The sequence below is a fragment of the Terrabacter terrigena genome (genome assembly GCF_042676085.1).
GTDB lineage: Bacteria > Actinomycetota > Actinomycetes > Actinomycetales > Dermatophilaceae > Terrabacter > Terrabacter terrigena.
The window spans coordinates 91,645-108,736 of sequence record NZ_JBHTKH010000002.1 but is presented as its reverse complement, the minus strand read 5'-3'; the positions used below and the strand labels follow the sequence as shown (position 1 = coordinate 108,736).

The window sequence follows — 17,092 nt, the reverse complement described above, 5'->3', positions numbered from 1 at the left end:
GGCACGCGTCCACCGGGTCCGTCAGGAAAGGTAAGGAGTAAGCAATGGGTCTCGAAGAGAAGCTCCCAGCCGGGTTCCTGCTCTCGACCGTCGAGGGTCTCGCCGGCTACATGCGCAAGGCCTCGATCTGGCCGGCCACCTTCGGCCTCGCGTGCTGCGCCATCGAGATGATGGCCGTCGGCACCCCCGACTACGACATCGCCCGCTTCGGCATGGAGCGCTTCTCGGCGACGCCGCGCCAGGCCGACCTGATGATCGTCGCCGGCCGCGTCAGCCAGAAGATGGCCCCGGTCGTGCGCCAGGTCTACGACCAGATGCCCAACCCCAAGTGGGTCATCTCGATGGGTGTCTGCGCGAGCTCGGGCGGCATGTTCAACAACTACGCGATCGTGCAGGGCGTCGACCACATCATCCCCGTCGACATCTACCTGCCGGGCTGCCCGCCGCGGCCGCAGATGCTGCTCAACGCGATCATCGAGCTGCACCAGCAGATCCAGACCTCGCCGCTGGGTGTCAACCGCGAGGAGGCGGCCAAGGCCGCCGAGGCTGCTGCGCTCTCCGCGACCCCGACCCACCAGATGAAGGGCCTGCTCGCATGAGCGACGGCGAGAAGAAGGACGCGACGCCGGCGGTCAACGCCGACACCACCAAGGACCAGACGTCCGGCATCACCCCCGGCGAGGTCGAGCTCGCGCAGCGGGGCAGCGGCACCGAGCCCCGGGTCGTGGGCCTGCGGCGGGGCATGTTCGGAGCCACCCGCGGCGCCGACACCACCGGCTACTCCGGCCTGCTGCGGCCGATCCTCGTCGCGGGCGCCGCCGAGCGGCCCTACGGCGGATACTTCGACGAGATCGCCGACAACCTCGAGCGCGGCCTCGTCGGCGGCACCGCGTCCTATTCCGAGGCCATCGCGAGCGTCGTCGTCGACCGTGGTGAGATGACGCTCCACGTGCGCCGCGAGCACCTGCTGGCCGTCGCCCGCGTGCTGCGCGACGACGCGTCGCTCCGGTTCGAGATCTGCACCGGGGTCTCCGGCGTCCACTACCTCGACCGCGTGGGCGAGGAGCTCCACGCCGTCTACCACATGCTGTCGATCACCCACGGCGGCAGGCGGGTCCGCGTGGAGGTCAGCTGCCCCGACGACGACCGCCACATCCCCTCGATCGTCTCGATCTATCCGGCCAACGACTGGCACGAGCGCGAGACGTGGGACATGTTCGGCATCGAGTTCGACGGCCACCCGGCCCTGACCCGCATCCTCATGCCCGACGACTGGCCGGGCCACCCGCAGCGCAAGGACTACCCCCTCGGCGGCGTCCCCGTCGAGTACAAGGGGGCCACCGTCCCGCCGCCCGACCAGCGGAGGTCGTACAACTGATGAGCACGCACACCGAGTTCACCCAGACCGAGGTGCCCGAGCCGGGCGCCAACGACGTCTACGCCACGTCGGCGGCCGACGAGTCCGCCAGCGAGGGAGCCCACGTCTTCAACGCCGCCGGCGGCGACTGGAACGACCTCGTCGACGAGGCGACCTCTCTCAACGAGGAGCGCATCGTCGTCAACATGGGGCCGCAGCACCCGTCGACGCACGGCGTGCTGCGCCTCATCCTCGAGATCGACGGCGAGACGGTGACCGAGGCCCGCGCGGGCATCGGCTACCTCCACACCGGCATCGAGAAGAACATGGAGTACCGCAGCTGGGTGCAGGGCGTCACGTTCTGCACGCGCATGGACTACCTCACTCCGATGTTCCAGGAGGCGGCCTACTGTCTCGCCATCGAGAAGCTGCTCGGCATCACCGACCAGATCCCGCAGCGCGCCAACGACATCCGCGTCCTCATGATGGAGATGACGCGCATCAGCAGCCACCTCATCTGCCTCGGAACGGGTGGCATGGAGATGGGTGCGACGACGGTCATGACCGTCGCCTTCCGCGAGCGTGAGCGGCTGCTGCGCGTCATCGAGATGGTGACCGGCCTGCGGATGAACAACGCCTACATCCGCCCCGGCGGTGTCGCCGTCGACCTGCCCCCGGGCTCGATCGACGCGTTGCGCGAGATGGTGCCGGAGGTCCGCCGCGGCCTGGGTGAGCTCGAGGCGCTGCTCAACGAGAACCCCATCCTCAAGGGCCGCACCGTCGACGTCGGCGTGCTGAACCTCGCCGGCTGCATGGCGCTCGGCATCACCGGACCGGTGCTCCGCTCGACCGGCCTGCCGCACGACCTGCGAAAGCTCGACCCGTACTGCGGCTACGAGACCTACGACTTCGACGTGATCACGCGCACGAGCCAGGACGCCTACGGCCGCCTGCGCATCCGCATCGACGAGATGTACCAGTCGCTGCGCATCATCGAGCAGGCCACTGACCGTCTGCAGGAGAGCGACGGCCCCGTCATGGTGGAGGACAAGAAGATCGCGTGGCCCGCGCAGCTCGCGCTGGGCAGCGACGGCCTCGGGAACAGCCTCGACCACATCCGCGAGATCATGGGCAGCTCGATGGAGTCGCTCATCCACCACTTCAAGCTGGTCACCGAGGGCTTCCGGGTGCCGCCCGGCCAGGCGTACGTCGCGGTCGAGTCGCCCAAGGGCGAGCTCGGCTGCCACCTCGTCTCCGACGGTGGCACGCGCCCCTACCGCGCGCACTTCCGTGACCCGAGCTTCAACAACCTGCAGGCCGTGGCCGCGATGTGCGAGGGCAGCCAGATCGCCGACGTCATCGTCGCCGTGGCCTCGATCGACCCCGTCATGGGAGGTGTGGACCGATGAGCGCTGGTCACGACGCTTCAGGCCACCTGCACGTCAGCCCAGAGTCCAAGGCGCCGTATGCCGCCGACGTCCTCGAGAAGCTGCACGCCGACGCCGCCGAGGTGGTCGCGCGCTACCCGCAGAAGCGCTCGGCGCTGTTGCCGCTGCTGCACCTCGTGCAGTCGGTCGACGGCTACGTCACCGGGCGCGGTGTGACCTTCTGCGCGGAGGTGCTCGACCTCACCGAGGCCGAGGTGAGCGGTGTCGCGACGTTCTACACGCAGTACAAGCGCCACCCCAACGGCGACTACACGGTCGGTGTCTGCACCAACACGCTCTGCGCCATCATGGGCGGCGACCTGATCTTCGACCGGGTCTCCGAGCACCTGGGTGTCGGCCACGACGAGACCACCGCCGACGGCAAGATCACGCTCGAGCGCCTCGAGTGCAACGCCGCCTGCGACTACGCCCCCGTGGTCATGGCCAACTGGGAGTTCTTCGACAACCAGACGCCCGAGAGCACGATCGGCCTCGTCGACGACCTCCGCGCGGGCAAGGACGTCGCCCCGACGCGCGGCGCGGCCAAGGTCTGCACCTTCAAGGAGGTCTCGCGGGTGCTCGCGGGATTCCACGACGGGCGCGGCGACGAAGGCGTGGGTGCCGGCCCCGCCTCGCTGCTCGGCCTGAAGATCGCCAACGAGAACGGCTGGGTCGCCCCTGCTGCCAACGGTGCCAACGGTGCCCACGGCGCCAACGGCTCCCAGCGCTCGGGCTCCGACGGGAAGGACGGCTCGAAGTGACCGACACGCTGACCCCGATCCTCACGAAGTTCTGGGACGACCCGCAGTCCTGGACCCTCGCGACCTACGAGCGCCACGACGGCTACAAGGCCCTCAAGAAGGCGCTCGACATGGAGCCGCAGGCGATCATCGACGCCGTCAAGGACTCCAGCATCCGCGGCCGCGGTGGCGCCGGCTTCCCGACCGGCATGAAGTGGTCGTTCATGAGCCCGCCCGACGGCGGCCCGCGCTACCTGGTCGTCAACGCCGACGAGTCCGAGCCGGGCACGTGCAAGGACGTGCCACTGATGATGGCCAACCCGCACTCGCTCATCGAGGGGGTGGCCATCTCCTCGTACGCCATCGGCTGCGAGCACGCCTTCATCTACCTCCGCGGTGAGGTCGTCCACGTCTACCGCCGCCTGCTGCGCGCCGTCGAGGAGGCCCGTGCCGAGGGCTACCTCGGTGACAACGTCGGGGGCAAGGGCGTCAAGGTCGACATCACCGTGCACGCCGGCGCCGGCGCGTACATCTGCGGCGAGGAGACCGCGCTGCTCGACTCCCTCGAGGGCCGCCGCGGCCAACCGCGCCTCAAGCCGCCGTTCCCCGGCGCGGCGGGTCTCTACGCCCGCCCGACGTCGGTCAACAACGTCGAGTCCATCGCCTCGGTGCCCGGGATCATCCTCGAGGGCGCCGACTGGTTCAAGGGCATGGGCACCGAGAAGTCCACGGGCTTCGGCATCTTCAGCCTCTCGGGCCACGTCACCAACCCCGGCCAGTTCGAGGCCCCGCTCGGCATCACGATGCGTGAGCTGATCGAGCTCGCCGGCGGCATGCGCGGCGGACGCAAGCTGAAGTTCTGGACACCGGGCGGCTCCTCGACGCCGATCTTCACCGAGGAGCACCTCGACGTGCCGCTCGACTTCGACTCGGTCGCCGCGGCCGGTTCGATGCTCGGCACCCGCGCGCTGCAGGTCTTCGACGAGACCGTCTCGGTCGTGCGCGCCGTCGCCCGCTGGACCGACTTCTACGCCCACGAGTCCTGCGGCAAGTGCACCCCGTGCCGCGAGGGCACCTGGTGGCTGCGCCAGATCATGAACCGCATCGAGGCCGGCCAGGGCACGCAGGACGACATCGACAAGCTCGTCGACATCTGCGACAACATCCTCGGCCGCAGCTTCTGCGCGCTCGGTGACGCGGCGACCAGCCCGATCACCTCGGCCGTCAAGTACTTCCGCGAGGAGTTCGAGGCCGGCATGCACACGCCGGCGCACGAGCTGTTCCCGCCGGAGCACTCGGTCCTCTTCCCCGTCGCCCCGGCCGACAGCGCCCCGGCAGCCAACCAGTCCAAGGAGTCCAGCGGGATGGTGTCCGCATGACGACGACCGCCTCCACGCCCACGGAGACCAAGCCCGACCAGGTCAGCCTGACGATCGACGGCGTGCCCGTCAGCGTCGCCAAGGGCACGCTCGTCATCCGGGCCGCCGAACTGCTCGGCATCGAGATCCCGCGTTTCTGCGACCACCCGCTGCTCGAGCCGGTCGGCGCCTGCCGGCAGTGCCTCGTCGATGTGGCGATGCCCGACCGCGAGGGCAACGTCCGCCCGATGCCGAAGCCGCAGGCCTCGTGCACGATGACGGTGTCCGAGGGCATGGTCGTCAACACGCAGAACACCTCGCCGGTCGCCGACAAGGCACAGCAGGGCGTCATGGAGCTGCTGCTCATCAACCACCCGCTCGACTGCCCGGTGTGCGACAAGGGCGGCGAGTGCCCCCTGCAGAACCAGGCGATGAGCGCGGGCCGCCCGGTGTCGCGCTTCGAGGACGTCAAGCGCACCTACCCGAAGCCGGTCAACATCTCCTCGCAGGTGCTGCTCGACCGCGAGCGCTGCGTGCTCTGCGCGCGGTGCACCCGCTTCTCCGACCAGGTGGCCGGCGACCCGTTCATCGCCCTCGTCGAGCGTGGCGCGCTCCAGCAGGTCGGCATCTACGAGGACAAGCCGTTCGAGAGCTACTTCTCGGGCAACACCGTCCAGATCTGCCCGGTCGGCGCGCTCACCGGTGCCGCCTACCGCTTCCGCAGCCGCCCGTTCGACCTCGTGTCGACGCCGTCGGTCTGCGAGCACTGCGCGAGCGGCTGCGCCACGCGCACCGACCACCGTCGCGGCGTCGTGCTGCGCCGCATGGCCGCCGAGGACCAGGCCGTCAACGAGGAGTGGAACTGCGACAAGGGCCGCTGGGCCTTCACGTACGCCACGCTCCCTGACCGCATCGAGCTGCCGATGGTGCGCGACACCGACGGTGAGCTGAAGGTCGTCGGCTGGCCCGAGGCCCTCGCCGCCGCGGCAGCCGGCCTCGCCGGCAAGAAGGCCGGTGTGCTCGTCGGCGGTCGCGTCACCACCGAGGACGCCTACGCGTACGGCAAGTTCGCCCGCGTCGTGCTCGACACGAACGACGTCGACTTCCGCTCGCGGCCGCACTCGGCCGAGGAGGTCGCCTTCCTCGCCGAGCACGTCGCCGCGACCGGTCCCGAGGGTGGCGCCGTCACCTACGCCGACCTCGAGGCCGCCGGGGCCGTCCTGCTCGTGGGCTTCGAGCCCGAGGACGAGAGCCCCATCGTCTTCCTCCGTCTGCGCAAGGCGTTCCGCAAGCGCAGGACGCAGGTGTACGCCGTCTCGTCCCACGCGACGCGGGGGCTCATCAAGCTCGGGGGCACGCTCATCCCGGCGGTGCCCGGCCAGGAGGCCGCCGTCCTCGGCGACCTCACCTCGACCGACGCCGGCGCGAAGGCGCGTGAGGCCCTCGGTGCCGGCGGCATCGTGCTCGTCGGCGAGCGTCTCGCCACCTCGCCCGGTGCGCTCCGCGCCGCCGCCGACCTCGCCGCCAGCACCGGCGCGCGCCTCGCGTGGGTTCCGCGCCGGGCGGGGGAGCGCGGTGCGCTCGAGGCCGGTGCGCTCGGTGCCCTGCTGCCCGGTGGGCGTCCGGTGTCGGACCCCTCGGCCGTGGCCGACGTCGCCCGGGTCTGGGACGTCGACCACCTCCCGCAGGCCCCGGCCCGCGACACGGCCGGCATCCTCGCCTCGGCCGCGGAGGGTGAGCTCCAGGCGCTCGTCGTCGGCGGCATCGACCCTGCCGACATCGGTGAGCCCACCGCGGCTGCCGCGCTCGAGAAGGCCTTCGTGGTCTCCCTCGAGCTGCGCGAGTCGGCCGTCACCGCCGTCGCAGACGTCGTGCTGCCTGTCGCTTCGCAGTCCGAGAAGTCGGGCAGCTACGTCAACTGGGAGGGCCGCGTCCGCGCCTTCGAGGAGGCCCTGACGAGCAGCGCCGTCAGCGACCACCGTGCGCTCGACATGCTCGCGAGCGAGATGGGCTTCTTCCTCGAGACCCGCACCCAGCGCGAGATCCGCGACCAGTTCGTGGCGCTCGGCCCGTGGATGGGTGCTCGCCCCACCAGCGCACCCGCCGGCCAGCGCGCCGCGGGGGCCCCCTGGTCCGAGGGCGACTTCGTGCTGTCGACCTGGGCCACGCTCCTCGACGCCGGTCGCATGCAGGACGGCGAGCCGTTCCTCGCCGGCACCGCTCCGCTCGCCGTGGCGCGCCTGTCGGAGGCCTCGGCCGCCGGGCTCGGTGTCGTCGAGGGCGACACCGTCACCGTCACGGGCCCCGCCGGCAGCGTCACCCTGCCCGCGGTCATCACGCCCGGCATGGTCGACGGTGTCGTGTGGCTGCCGACCAACTCCCGCGGGGCCGTCCAGAGCTGTTCCGTGCGCGCAGGTCTCGGCACCGATGCCGGCGGCCGCGTCAACGTCACGAAGGGTGGTGCCGCATGAGCCTCGTGACGGCATACGGGGTGGCCGCCGCGCTGCCCATGACCGAGAACCCCTCGGCCGACTTCAGCGACACCCCCTGGTGGGTCGCGCTGATCAAGGCCGTCGGCATCTTCGTCTACCTGCTCCTGTCGACGCTGCTCGTCATCTGGTTCGAGCGCCGCGTCATCGGCCGAATGCAGCAGCGCCCGGGGCCGAACCGCAACGGCCCCTTCGGCCTGCTCCAGACCCTCGCCGACGGCATGAAGTCGATGCTCAAGGAAGACATCACGCCGGCCAACGCCGAGAAGCTCATCTACACGCTCGCGCCGCTCATCGCCGCGACGATGGCCTTCGTGTCGTTCGCGATCATCCCGCTCGGCGGCACCGTCTCGATGTTCGGCCACGAGACGCCGCTCCAGGTCACCGACGTGCCCATCGCCGTGCTGCTCGTGCTCGCCGTCGCCTCGGTCGGCGTCTACGGCATCATCCTCGCGGGCTGGAGCTCCGGCTCGACCTACCCGCTGCTCGGTGGCCTGCGCTCGACGGCCCAGGTCATCAGCTACGAGATCGCCATGGGTCTCTCGCTCGTCGCGATCTTCCTCTACAGCGGGTCGATGTCGACGTCGGCGATCGTCTCGGCCCAGAGCTCGCTCTGGTACATCCTGCCGGCGTTCTTCTCGTTCGCCGTCTACCTCGTCACGATGGTCGGCGAGACCAACCGCCTGCCCTTCGACCTCGCCGAGGGCGAGGGCGAGCTCACCGGCGGCTTCCACACCGAGTACAGCTCGATGCGCTTCGCGATGTTCTTCCTCGGCGAGTACGTCAACATGTTCACCGTCTCGGCCCTGGCCACCACGATGTTCCTCGGTGGCTGGCAGGCCCCGCCGATCATCTCGGCGATCAACGACAACATGTTCGGCGGCGGCTGGTGGGGCCTGCTCTGGTTCACCCTCAAGCTGTGGACCTTCATGTTCATCTTCGTCTGGCTTCGCGGCTCCCTGCCGCGCGTGCGCTACGACCAGTTCATGCGCTTCGGCTGGAAGTTCCTCATCCCGATCACGCTCGCGTGGGTCGTCGCCGTCGCCTTCATCCGTGGCGCCCAGCTCGGCTTCCTCGGTGACAGCAAGCTGACCGTCGCCGGCCGTGAGCTCTCGGTTGCCACCGTCGTCATCGTCAGCATCGTCGCCGTCATCGCGCTCGCCGCGGCCTGGATCTGGGACGACAAGCGCGCCGCCAGGGCCGCTGCCGAGGACGAGGCGCCGCCGGAGGAGATCGACCCGTTCGCGGGTGGCTACCCCGTCCCGCCGCTGCCGGGCCAGCGCCTGGCCGAACCCGGCGCGCGCATCAGCGCGACGCGGGAGCCCGTCCTCTCGACCGCCAGCACCTCGACTTCCGCCAAGGAGGAGGACCATGGCTGACGACACCGTCGGCAACGACGTCACCCCGACCGGGCCCGGTCGGTCCACGAGCTCCGAGGTCGGTGCGCCGCGCGCGCAGCGATCCGGCTCCGACGACCGCGGCAAGGGTTTCCTGTCCGAGCTCTTCGCGCCGGTGGCCGGCTTCGGCGTGTCCTTCGGGACGATGTTCCGCAAGGTGGCGACCGAGGAGTACCCCGAGAAGCCGCGCCCGACGGCGCCCCGCTTCCACGGCCGCCACCAGCTCAACCGCTACCCCGACGGGCTGGAGAAGTGCATCGGCTGCGAGCTGTGCGCGTGGGCGTGCCCGGCCGACGCGATCCTCGTCGAGGGCGCCGACAACGACGACACCCCGCTCGCGCAGGGTGGCACCGGGCGGTTCAGCCCCGGTGAGCGCTACGGCCGCGTCTACCAGATCAACTACCTGCGCTGCATCTTCTGCGGCCTGTGCATCGAGGCCTGCCCGACGCGCGCCCTGACGATGACGAACTTCTACGAGCTCGCCGACAACGACCGCGGCAAGCTGATCTTCACCAAGGACCAGCTGCTCGCCCCCCTCCAGGGCGACATGCTGCCCCCGCCCTTCCCGATGGCCGACGGGCTCGAGGAACGCGACTACTACCAGGGCAAGGTGGGCGGCCCGACCGACGGCCAGAAGGCGTACGTCGCCGCGCGCGATGCCGGGTCCGACGCCGACGCCGACGACGACGGCGACGACCTGCCGCAGTACGCCATGGCGCCGGGCAACGTCGCCGCCGACCGGCCGGGCCGGCACGACGTCGTCCACACCACCGACCCGACCGCCCCGCAGACCCGGGAAGGGGCCAACCCGTGACCTCCACCGCCGAAGCCGTCGGCTTCTGGCTGCTCGCCCCGATCGCGGTCATCGCCGCACTGGGCCTGCTCTTCGCCAAGAAGGCCGTCCACGCCGCCCTCGGCATGGCGCTCGTCATGTGCATCCTCGGCGTCTTCTACATCATGCAGAAGGCCGACTTCCTCGGCGTCGTGCAGGTGTTCGTCTACACCGGCGCCGTGATGATGCTCTTCCTCTTCGTGCTCATGCTCGTCGGCGTCGACTCGTCCGACTCGGTCGTCGAGACGATCAAGGGCCACCGCTGGGCGTCGTTCCTGCTCGTCGTCGGCCTCGCCGGCGTGCTCTTCTTCGCCATCGGCGCGGCCGTCATCGACGAGACGACCGTGCAGACCGGCATGGACAAGCTCGTCGCGAGCAACGCCGAGACCGGCAACGTCACCGGTCTGGCCGAGCTGATCTTCGGCCAGTACGTCTGGATCTTCGAGGTCACCTCCGCGCTGCTCATCACCGCAGCCCTGGGCGCGATGGTGCTCGCCCACCGCGAGCGGCTCAGCCCGCGCATCACGCAGGCCGAGTGGGCCGCCAAGCGCGTGCGCGACAACACGAACGTCGCCGGCCTGCCCGCCCCGGGTGTCTACGCCCGGCACAACGCGGTCGACACCCCGGCGCTGCTGCCCGACGGCACGCCGAGCGACCTGTCCGTCTCGCGCGTGCTCGTCGCCCGCGACCAGGTCGCGACCACCGACACGCTCAGGGACGTCGAGCGCCACATGGCGCGCGAGATCGAGGAGGGTGGGTCCAAGTGAGCCCCATGCACTACGTCTACCTCGCGGTGCTGCTCTTCGCGATCGGCGCGGCCGCCGTGCTGACGCGGCGCAACGCGATCATCGTCTTCATGGGCGTCGAGCTCATGCTCAACGCGACGAACCTTGCCCTCGTCACCTTCTCCCGGATGCACGGCGCCCTCGACGGGCAGGTCATGGCCCTGTTCGTCATGGTCGTCGCCGCCGCGGAGGTCGTCGTGGGCCTCGCCATCATCATGGCGATCTTCCGCGCCCGCCGGTCGGCCTCGGTCGACGACGCCAACCTGCTGAAGCTGTAAGGAGCGCCGGCCAGAATGGGAACTCTCGTCCAGACGCTCGCGAGCTCGCCGAGCACGCTGAGCACGTATGCCGCGGGGCTCGCCGCGCACGAAGGTGAGGCGCACGCCGCGACCGGGGTGACGGCATACGCGTGGCTGCTCGTCGCGCTGCCACTGCTCGGTGCCGCCGTGCTCCTGGTCGGCGGACGCCGCACCGACAAGTTCGGTCCCGTGCTCGCGACCTGCCTCTCCTGGGGCGCCTTCGTCGTCGGCGCACTCGTCTTCCTCTCGATGCTCGGCCGTGGCCCCGAGGACCGCGCCGTCGGCATCGACATGTTCGACTGGGTCGCCGCCGGCGCATTCAAGGTGAGCGCCGGGCTGCTCGTCGACCAGCTGTCGATGACCTTCGTGCTGCTCATCACCTTCGTCGGCTCGCTCATCCACGTGTACTCCCTCGGGTACATGGAGCACGACCCCGACAAGCGGCGCTTCTTCGCCTACCTCAACCTCTTCGTCGCGGCGATGCTGCTGCTCGTCCTGGCCAACTCCTACCTGCTGCTCTACGTGGGCTGGGAGGGCGTCGGTCTCGCGTCGTACCTGCTCATCGGCTTCTGGAACTGGAACCCGGCGTACGCGACGGCCGCCAACAAGGCCTTCGTCGCCAACCGTGTCGGTGACTTCGGCCTGTCGATCGCGATCATGCTGATGTTCTTCCACTTCGGTGCCGTCGACTTCGCCACGGTGCTCGGTGCGGCCGGCACCAACGCCAACCAGGGCTTCATGACGGCCATCGGCCTGATGCTGCTGCTCGGTGCCTGCGGCAAGTCCGCGCAGTTCCCGCTGCAGAGCTGGCTCGGTGACGCCATGGCCGGCCCGACGCCCGTGTCGGCGCTGATCCACGCGGCGACCATGGTCACCGCCGGCGTCTACCTCGTCGTGCGCTCCGCGCCGATCTTCGAGGCGGCCCCGACGGCACAGCTCGTCGTGGTCATCGTCGGCGCCATCACGCTGCTCTTCGGTGCGATCGTCGGCTGCGCCAAGGACGACATCAAGAAGGCCCTCGCGGCCTCGACGATGAGCCAGATCGGATACATGATGCTCGCCGCGGGTCTCGGCCCGGTCGGCTACGCGTTCGCGATCTTCCACCTGCTCACGCACGGCTTCTTCAAGGCCGGGATGTTCCTCGGCGCCGGCTCGGTCATGCACGGCATGAACGACCAGGTCGACATGCGCCGATTCGGTGGCCTGTCGGGCGCCATGAAGATCACGTGGGCGACCTTCGGCCTCGGCTGGCTCGCGATCCTCGGCGTGCCCCCGTTCTCGGGCTTCTGGTCCAAGGACAAGATCATCGAGGCCGCGTTCATCGGCGAGGGCTGGCGTCCGTGGGTCTTCGGTCTCGCGACGCTCATCGGCGCCGGCATCACCGCGTTCTACATGTCGCGCCTGTTCTTCATGACCTTCCACGGCAAGAAGCGCTGGACCGACGACGTGCACCCGCACGAGTCGGGCCGCCTCATGACGGTGCCGATGATGGTGCTCGCCGTCGGCTCGGCCTTCCTCGGCCTCATCGTCGGCCCGACCGGCCTGTTCACCTCGTGGCTCGAGCCGGTCACCGGCGCCGAGCCCGAGGGTGCCCACCCGGTCATCCCGGTGCCGGTCCTCATGGCCCTCACGCTGGTCCTCGTCGCCGGTGGTGCCGCGTTCGCGTGGCTGCGCTACTGGCGCGACGAGGTCGCGGTCACGGCGCCGGCCGGCAACCTGCTCACGCAGGCCGCCCGACGCGACCTCTACCAGGACCAGGTCAACGAGGCCCTCCTCATGCGACCCGGCATCCACCTCACGCGATCGCTCGTCTTCGCCGACGGCAAGGGCGTCGACGGTGCCGCTGGTGGCCTCGCCGCCCTCGTGGGCGGCACGAGCTCGCGCCTGCGCAAGCTTCAGAACGGCTTCGCGCGTTCCTATGCCCTGACGATGCTCGCCGGTGTCGTCGCCATCCTCGGTGCACTGTGGGTGATCTCCTGATGACGACCATGTCCAGCGTCCCGTGGCTGACGATCCTGGGGCTGATCCCGCTCGTCGGCGCGCTCCTCGTCGCCTTCGTGCCGGGCAGCGCCGAGAACGCCAAGCGGATGGCGCTCGGGTTCTCCCTCGTCGCGCTCGTCGTGGGCATCGCCGCCGCGACGCAGTTCGACCGCGGTGGCAGCACCCAGTTCCAGCTCGGTGAGCAGCACTCGTGGATCCCGCAGCTCGGCGTCAGCTACTCGCTCGGGGTCGACGGCATCGCCCTCGTGCTCATCCTCATGGCGCTCGTCCTCACGCCCATCTGCCTGCTGGCGGCCTGGCGCGACGTGCCCGAGGAGGCCGGCCCCGGCGGTGCCCAGCGCACCAAGACGTACTTCGCACTGCTCCTCGTGCTCGAGACGTTCATGGTGGGAGTCTTCGCGGCTACCGACGTGTTCCTCTTCTACGTCTTCTTCGAGGCGATGCTCATCCCGGTCTACTTCCTCATCGGCCGTTTCGGCGGTGCGCGCAGGCAGTACGCCGCGATGAAGTTCCTGCTCTTCTCCCTCGCCGGCGGCCTCATCATGCTGGTCGCCGTCATCGCCCTCTACCTGCAGGGCCCCGGTGGCACCGACGGCTTCCTCATCGAGCGCCTCACGGGCCTCTCCCTCGACCCGACCACCGAGCGGCTGCTCTTCGTCGGCTTCTTCTTCGCCTTCGCGGTGAAGGCGCCGATGGTGCCGTTCCACACGTGGCTGCCCGACGCCGCCACCGAGTCCACGCCCGCCACGGCCACCCTGCTCGTCGGCGTGCTGGACAAGGTCGGCACGTTCGGGATGATCCGCTTCTGCCTGCAGCTCTTCCCCGAGGCGAGCGAGTGGGCCACGCCGGTCGTCGTCGCACTGGCCGTCATCTCGGTCGTCTACGGCGCGCTGCTCGCCATCGGCCAGACCGACATGATGCGCCTGGTGTCCTACACCTCGGTAAGCCACTTCGGCTTCATCGTGCTGGGCATCTTCGCCTTCACGAACGTCGGGCACGCCGGCTCGTCGCTGTACATGGTCAACCACGGGTTCTCGACCGCTGCGTTGTTCCTCTTCGCCGCCATGCTCGTCCGCCGTCGGGGCAGCAAGCGCATCCCCGACTTCGGCGGCTGGCAGCGTGTCACGCCCGCGCTCGCCGGCATCTTCCTCGTGGCCGGCCTCTCGGGCCTCGGCCTTCCGGGTCTGGCGAGCTTCGTCTCCGAGTTCACCGTGCTCGTGGGCAGCTTCCCGACCCAGCCGGTGGCCGCCGTCATCTCGACGGCCGGCATCATCCTCGCGGCGCTCTACATCCTGCTCATGTACAAGCGGGTCATGACGGGCCCGAAGCCGGAGGGCCTCGTGGGCACGCGAGAGCACGCCCGGCTCGACGAGCCCGCCCGCCGCGGCCTCACCGCGGTCCGTGACCTCACGACGCGCGAGAAGCTCGTCGCCGCGCCCCTGATCGCGGCGTTCGTGGTGCTCGGCTTCCTGCCGAACCTCGCGCTCAACGTGATCAACCCGGCCGTCGACCAGACCCTGTCGCACGTCCAGAAAGCCATCCCGAACCTCAACCCGGCCGGCACCGTGGCCGAAGGGAGCTCGAAGTGACCGCCGTCGCTCCGCTGGCGCTGCCCGCAGCGTTCCAGCCGTCGAACGTCGACTACCTCGCGATCCTGCCGCTGCTGATCGTCTTCGGCGTGGCGCTCGTCGGGGTGCTCGTCGAGGCGTTCGCACCGCGCGAGCGCCGCCACGCGATCCAGGTCGGGCTCGCGGTCGTCGGCCTGCTCGGCGCCGCGGCGGCGATCATCCCCGCGGCCGGCCACCAGGGCGTCACCATGGGCCTCGCCGACGGCTCGACGAACCGGCAGATGTTCGCCCTGGCCGTCGACGGCCCGGCCCTGTTCATGCAGGGCACGATCCTGCTCATGGGCGTGCTCGGCGTCCTGACGATGGCCGAGCGCTTCGGTGGCACCGGTCCCGACGCGTTCACGCCGAGTGGCGCGTCGACGCCGGGGTCGGCGAACGAGACGGCTGCGGCCCGGGCGGGCGCGCTGACCTCCGAGGTCTTCCCGCTGACGATGTTCGCGATCTTCGGCATGATGCTCTTCCCGACGACGAACGACCTCATCGGGATGTTCGTCGCGCTCGAGGTGCTCTCGCTGCCGCTCTACATCCTCTCCGGCCTCGCCCGTCGCCGCCGGCTGCTCTCGCAGGAGGCGTCGCTCAAGTACTTCCTCCTCGGCGCCTTCAGCTCGGCCTTCTTCCTCTTCGGTACGGCCCTGCTCTACGGCTACGCCGGCTCGGTCTACTTCGGCGACCTCAGCAAGGCCATCGCGAGCGGCCCGCTCGCGATGAACGGCCTGCTGGTGCCGGGCGCGTTCCTCGTCTTCGTCGGCCTCCTCTTCAAGGTCGGCGCCGTGCCGTTCCACGCGTGGACGCCCGACGTCTACCAGGGTGCCCCGACCCCGGTCACGGGCTTCATGGCGGCGTGCACGAAGGCCGCGGCGTTCGGCGCGATCCTGCGCCTCGCGTACGTCGGTCTCGACACCGGCCGCTGGGAGTGGACCAACGCGCTCGTCCTCGTCGCCCTGCTGACGATGGTCGTCGGAGCGGTGCTCTCGGTCACCCAGACCGACCTGAAGCGCCTGCTCGCCTACTCGTCCATCGCCCACGCGGGCTTCATCCTCGTCGGCGTGCTCGCCTTCGACCGCAAGGCCGTCGGTGCGGTGCTCTTCTACATCGTCGCCTACGGCTTCTCCACCATCGCTGCCTTCGCCATCGTCTCGCTGGTGCGCCAGAACGGCGCCGAGGCGACGCACCTGTCGCAGTGGGCGGGGCTCGGCAAGCGCTACCCGGTCGTGGCCGGCGCGTTCGCGTTCCTCATGCTCGCCTTCGCCGGCATCCCGCTGACCTCGGGCTTCGTCTCGAAGTTCGCGGTCTTCTCGGCGGCCGTCGGCACGGGTGGCGCCACGGGCACGGTCATGGCCGTCGTCGGTGTCGTGTGCAGCGCGATCACGGTGTTCGTCTACGCGCGGGTCATCGTCCTGATGTTCTTCAGCGACGCGCCCGACGACGCCGTCGAGGTCGTGACGCCGTCGGTGTCCACGACCTTCTCGATCGCCATCGGGACGCTCGTCACGCTCGCGCTCGGCGTCCTGCCCTCGGCACTGCTCGACCTGGCCGACCGGGCCTCGCAGTTCGTCCGATGATGACTGTGGTTCTCGCGACTGCTGTGCCCGTGCCCGCGTCCGGGCTCGGGGTGCGATGACGACGCACGCCACGCCGCCGGTCCTCGGGATCCCCGGGGCCACCGCGCAGCTGTCGGCCCGCTTGAGCGACGGGCTCGCACGGGTCGACGCCCTGCTGACCCAGGTCGTCGACCACGACGACCCGTTCATCGCGCGCGCCTCGGCCCACCTGGTGGAGGCCGGCGGCAAGCGGTTCCGGCCGCTGCTGACGCTGCTCGCCGCCGAGCTCGGTGACGGCGTCAACGACGAGGTCGTGGCAGCCGCGGCCGGGGTCGAGCTGACGCACCTCGCCTCGCTCTACCACGACGACGTCATGGACGAGGCGACCGTGCGCCGGGGAGTGGCGTCGGTCAACGCCGCCTACGACAACTCGACGGCGATCCTCGTCGGCGACCTGCTCTTCGGCAAGGCGTCCGAGCTCGTCGCCGGGCTCGGCGCCGAGGCAGTCCTGATCCAGGCCCAGACGTTCGTGCGGCTGTGCTCGGGCCAGATCCGTGACGACCGTGCATGCCCCGAGGGCGTCGACCCCGTGGACTACTACCTCGGTGTGCTCGCCGACAAGACCGGCGTGCTCATCGCGACCGCAGGTCGCTACGGCGTGATGTTCAGCGGTGGCTCGCCCGAGTCGGTCGAGATCATGCGGGCCTACGGGGAGAAGGTCGGCATCGCCTTCCAGCTGGCCGACGACCTCATCGACATCGCGTCCGACTCCGACGCGAGCGGCAAGGTGCCCGGCACCGACCTGCGCGAGGGGGTCGACACGCTCGCCGTGCTGCGCTTCCGCGCGATGGCCGACCCGTCCGTCGAGACGGACGCCCGGCTGCTCGAGCTGCTCGACGGCGACCTGTCGGCCGACGACGCAGCCGTCTCGGAGGCCCTGGGGCTGCTGCGCGCGCACCCGGCGCTCGAGCAGGCCCGCGAGGAGACGTATGCCGTCGCGCGAGAGGCGCAGTCCCTGCTGGACCCGCTGCCCGACAGCGACGCGAAGGCCGCACTGCAGGCCCTCGCGCTCAGCGTCGTCGACCGCGTCGGCTGACACCCACGAGACCCGCGCATTCGAAGGAGCACTCCGTCACCATTCGGCGCGACCGGGGTCCCGTTGACGGGGTGCTCTTTCGATCGGGGTCCCGGGACGCGGTGCTGTGTCGATCGGCACGGGGAGTGCCGACCCGCCCGAG

General features: G+C 70.1%; 14 protein-coding genes. All 14 read left to right on the top strand.

The window, feature by feature from the left end:
• Positions 1–44: 44 nt before the first annotated feature.
• The 14 genes from ACFQ2V_RS04735 to ACFQ2V_RS04670 are packed head-to-tail and all read left to right on the top strand — an operon-like array spanning position 45 to position 16,950.
• Positions 45–599, top strand: coding sequence for a NuoB/complex I 20 kDa subunit family protein (locus ACFQ2V_RS04735; RefSeq protein ID WP_386051218.1), 555 nt, complete (start codon positions 45–47; stop codon positions 597–599).
• Positions 596–1,378, top strand: coding sequence for an NADH-quinone oxidoreductase subunit C (locus ACFQ2V_RS04730; RefSeq protein ID WP_386051216.1), 783 nt, complete (start codon positions 596–598; stop codon positions 1,376–1,378). The genes ACFQ2V_RS04735 and ACFQ2V_RS04730 overlap by 4 nt, the downstream gene beginning before the upstream one ends.
• Complete coding sequence (locus ACFQ2V_RS04725; protein ID WP_386051214.1) at positions 1,378–2,766, top strand: NADH-quinone oxidoreductase subunit D; 1,389 nt, start codon at positions 1,378–1,380, stop codon at positions 2,764–2,766. The genes ACFQ2V_RS04730 and ACFQ2V_RS04725 overlap by 1 nt, the downstream gene beginning before the upstream one ends.
• Positions 2,763–3,545, top strand: coding sequence for an NADH-quinone oxidoreductase subunit NuoE (nuoE, locus tag ACFQ2V_RS04720; RefSeq protein ID WP_386051212.1), 783 nt, complete (start codon positions 2,763–2,765; stop codon positions 3,543–3,545). Before ACFQ2V_RS04725 ends, nuoE begins: the two co-directional genes overlap by 4 nt.
• Positions 3,542–4,903, top strand: coding sequence for an NADH-quinone oxidoreductase subunit NuoF (gene nuoF / locus ACFQ2V_RS04715; protein ID WP_386051210.1), 1,362 nt, complete (start codon positions 3,542–3,544; stop codon positions 4,901–4,903). Before nuoE ends, nuoF begins: the two co-directional genes overlap by 4 nt.
• On the top strand, positions 4,900–7,353 hold the full coding sequence (locus ACFQ2V_RS04710) for an NADH-quinone oxidoreductase subunit G (protein ID WP_386051208.1): 2,454 nt from the start codon (positions 4,900–4,902) through the stop codon (positions 7,351–7,353). Before nuoF ends, ACFQ2V_RS04710 begins: the two co-directional genes overlap by 4 nt.
• Positions 7,350–8,750 (top strand): NADH-quinone oxidoreductase subunit NuoH, encoded by a 1,401-nt coding sequence (gene nuoH, locus ACFQ2V_RS04705; RefSeq protein ID WP_386051207.1) that lies wholly within the window; start codon positions 7,350–7,352, stop codon positions 8,748–8,750. The genes ACFQ2V_RS04710 and nuoH overlap by 4 nt, the downstream gene beginning before the upstream one ends.
• The gene (gene nuoI / locus ACFQ2V_RS04700) at positions 8,743–9,582 is read left to right on the top strand and encodes an NADH-quinone oxidoreductase subunit NuoI (RefSeq protein WP_386051206.1); all 840 of its coding nucleotides are present in this window, start codon (positions 8,743–8,745) and stop codon (positions 9,580–9,582) included. Before nuoH ends, nuoI begins: the two co-directional genes overlap by 8 nt.
• Positions 9,579–10,367: an NADH-quinone oxidoreductase subunit J gene (locus tag ACFQ2V_RS04695; RefSeq protein WP_386051204.1), complete on the top strand. Its 789-nt coding sequence runs from the start codon at positions 9,579–9,581 to the stop codon at positions 10,365–10,367. The genes nuoI and ACFQ2V_RS04695 overlap by 4 nt, the downstream gene beginning before the upstream one ends.
• 5 nt (positions 10,368–10,372) lie before the next feature.
• The gene (gene nuoK / locus ACFQ2V_RS04690; RefSeq protein ID WP_371860843.1) at positions 10,373–10,663 is read left to right on the top strand and encodes an NADH-quinone oxidoreductase subunit NuoK; all 291 of its coding nucleotides are present in this window, start codon (positions 10,373–10,375) and stop codon (positions 10,661–10,663) included.
• Between the two features lie 15 nt (positions 10,664–10,678).
• Positions 10,679–12,664, top strand: coding sequence for an NADH-quinone oxidoreductase subunit L (gene nuoL / locus ACFQ2V_RS04685; RefSeq protein ID WP_386051203.1), 1,986 nt, complete (start codon positions 10,679–10,681; stop codon positions 12,662–12,664).
• Between the two features lie 8 nt (positions 12,665–12,672).
• Positions 12,673–14,274: an NADH-quinone oxidoreductase subunit M gene (locus ACFQ2V_RS04680; protein WP_386051617.1), complete on the top strand. Its 1,602-nt coding sequence runs from the start codon at positions 12,673–12,675 to the stop codon at positions 14,272–14,274.
• Positions 14,271–15,875, top strand: a complete 1,605-nt coding sequence (nuoN, locus tag ACFQ2V_RS04675; RefSeq protein WP_386051201.1) for an NADH-quinone oxidoreductase subunit NuoN — start codon at positions 14,271–14,273, stop codon at positions 15,873–15,875. The genes ACFQ2V_RS04680 and nuoN overlap by 4 nt, the downstream gene beginning before the upstream one ends.
• Positions 15,876–15,930: 55 nt before the next feature.
• Positions 15,931–16,950, top strand: coding sequence for a polyprenyl synthetase family protein (locus ACFQ2V_RS04670; RefSeq protein ID WP_386051200.1), 1,020 nt, complete (start codon positions 15,931–15,933; stop codon positions 16,948–16,950).
• Positions 16,951–17,092: the final 142 nt, after the last annotated feature.

Bases quoted from the DNA above. Each gene is read 5' to 3' on its own strand.
- nuoL (WP_386051203.1), top strand. From the start codon at position 10,679: ATGGGAACTCTCGTCCAGACGCTCGCGAGCTCGCCGAGCACGCTGAGC.
- nuoH (WP_386051207.1), top strand. From the start codon at position 7,350: ATGAGCCTCGTGACGGCATACGGGGTGGCCGCCGCGCTGCCCATGACC.
- nuoE (WP_386051212.1), top strand. From the start codon at position 2,763: ATGAGCGCTGGTCACGACGCTTCAGGCCACCTGCACGTCAGCCCAGAG.
- nuoK (WP_371860843.1), top strand. From the start codon at position 10,373: ATGCACTACGTCTACCTCGCGGTGCTGCTCTTCGCGATCGGCGCGGCC.
- ACFQ2V_RS04735 (WP_386051218.1), top strand. From the start codon at position 45: ATGGGTCTCGAAGAGAAGCTCCCAGCCGGGTTCCTGCTCTCGACCGTC.
- ACFQ2V_RS04670 (WP_386051200.1), top strand. From the start codon at position 15,931: ATGACGACGCACGCCACGCCGCCGGTCCTCGGGATCCCCGGGGCCACC.
- ACFQ2V_RS04730 (WP_386051216.1), top strand. From the start codon at position 596: ATGAGCGACGGCGAGAAGAAGGACGCGACGCCGGCGGTCAACGCCGAC.
- nuoI (WP_386051206.1), top strand. From the start codon at position 8,743: ATGGCTGACGACACCGTCGGCAACGACGTCACCCCGACCGGGCCCGGT.
- ACFQ2V_RS04710 (WP_386051208.1), top strand. From the start codon at position 4,900: ATGACGACGACCGCCTCCACGCCCACGGAGACCAAGCCCGACCAGGTC.
- ACFQ2V_RS04680 (WP_386051617.1), top strand. From the start codon at position 12,673: ATGTCCAGCGTCCCGTGGCTGACGATCCTGGGGCTGATCCCGCTCGTC.
- ACFQ2V_RS04725 (WP_386051214.1), top strand. From the start codon at position 1,378: ATGAGCACGCACACCGAGTTCACCCAGACCGAGGTGCCCGAGCCGGGC.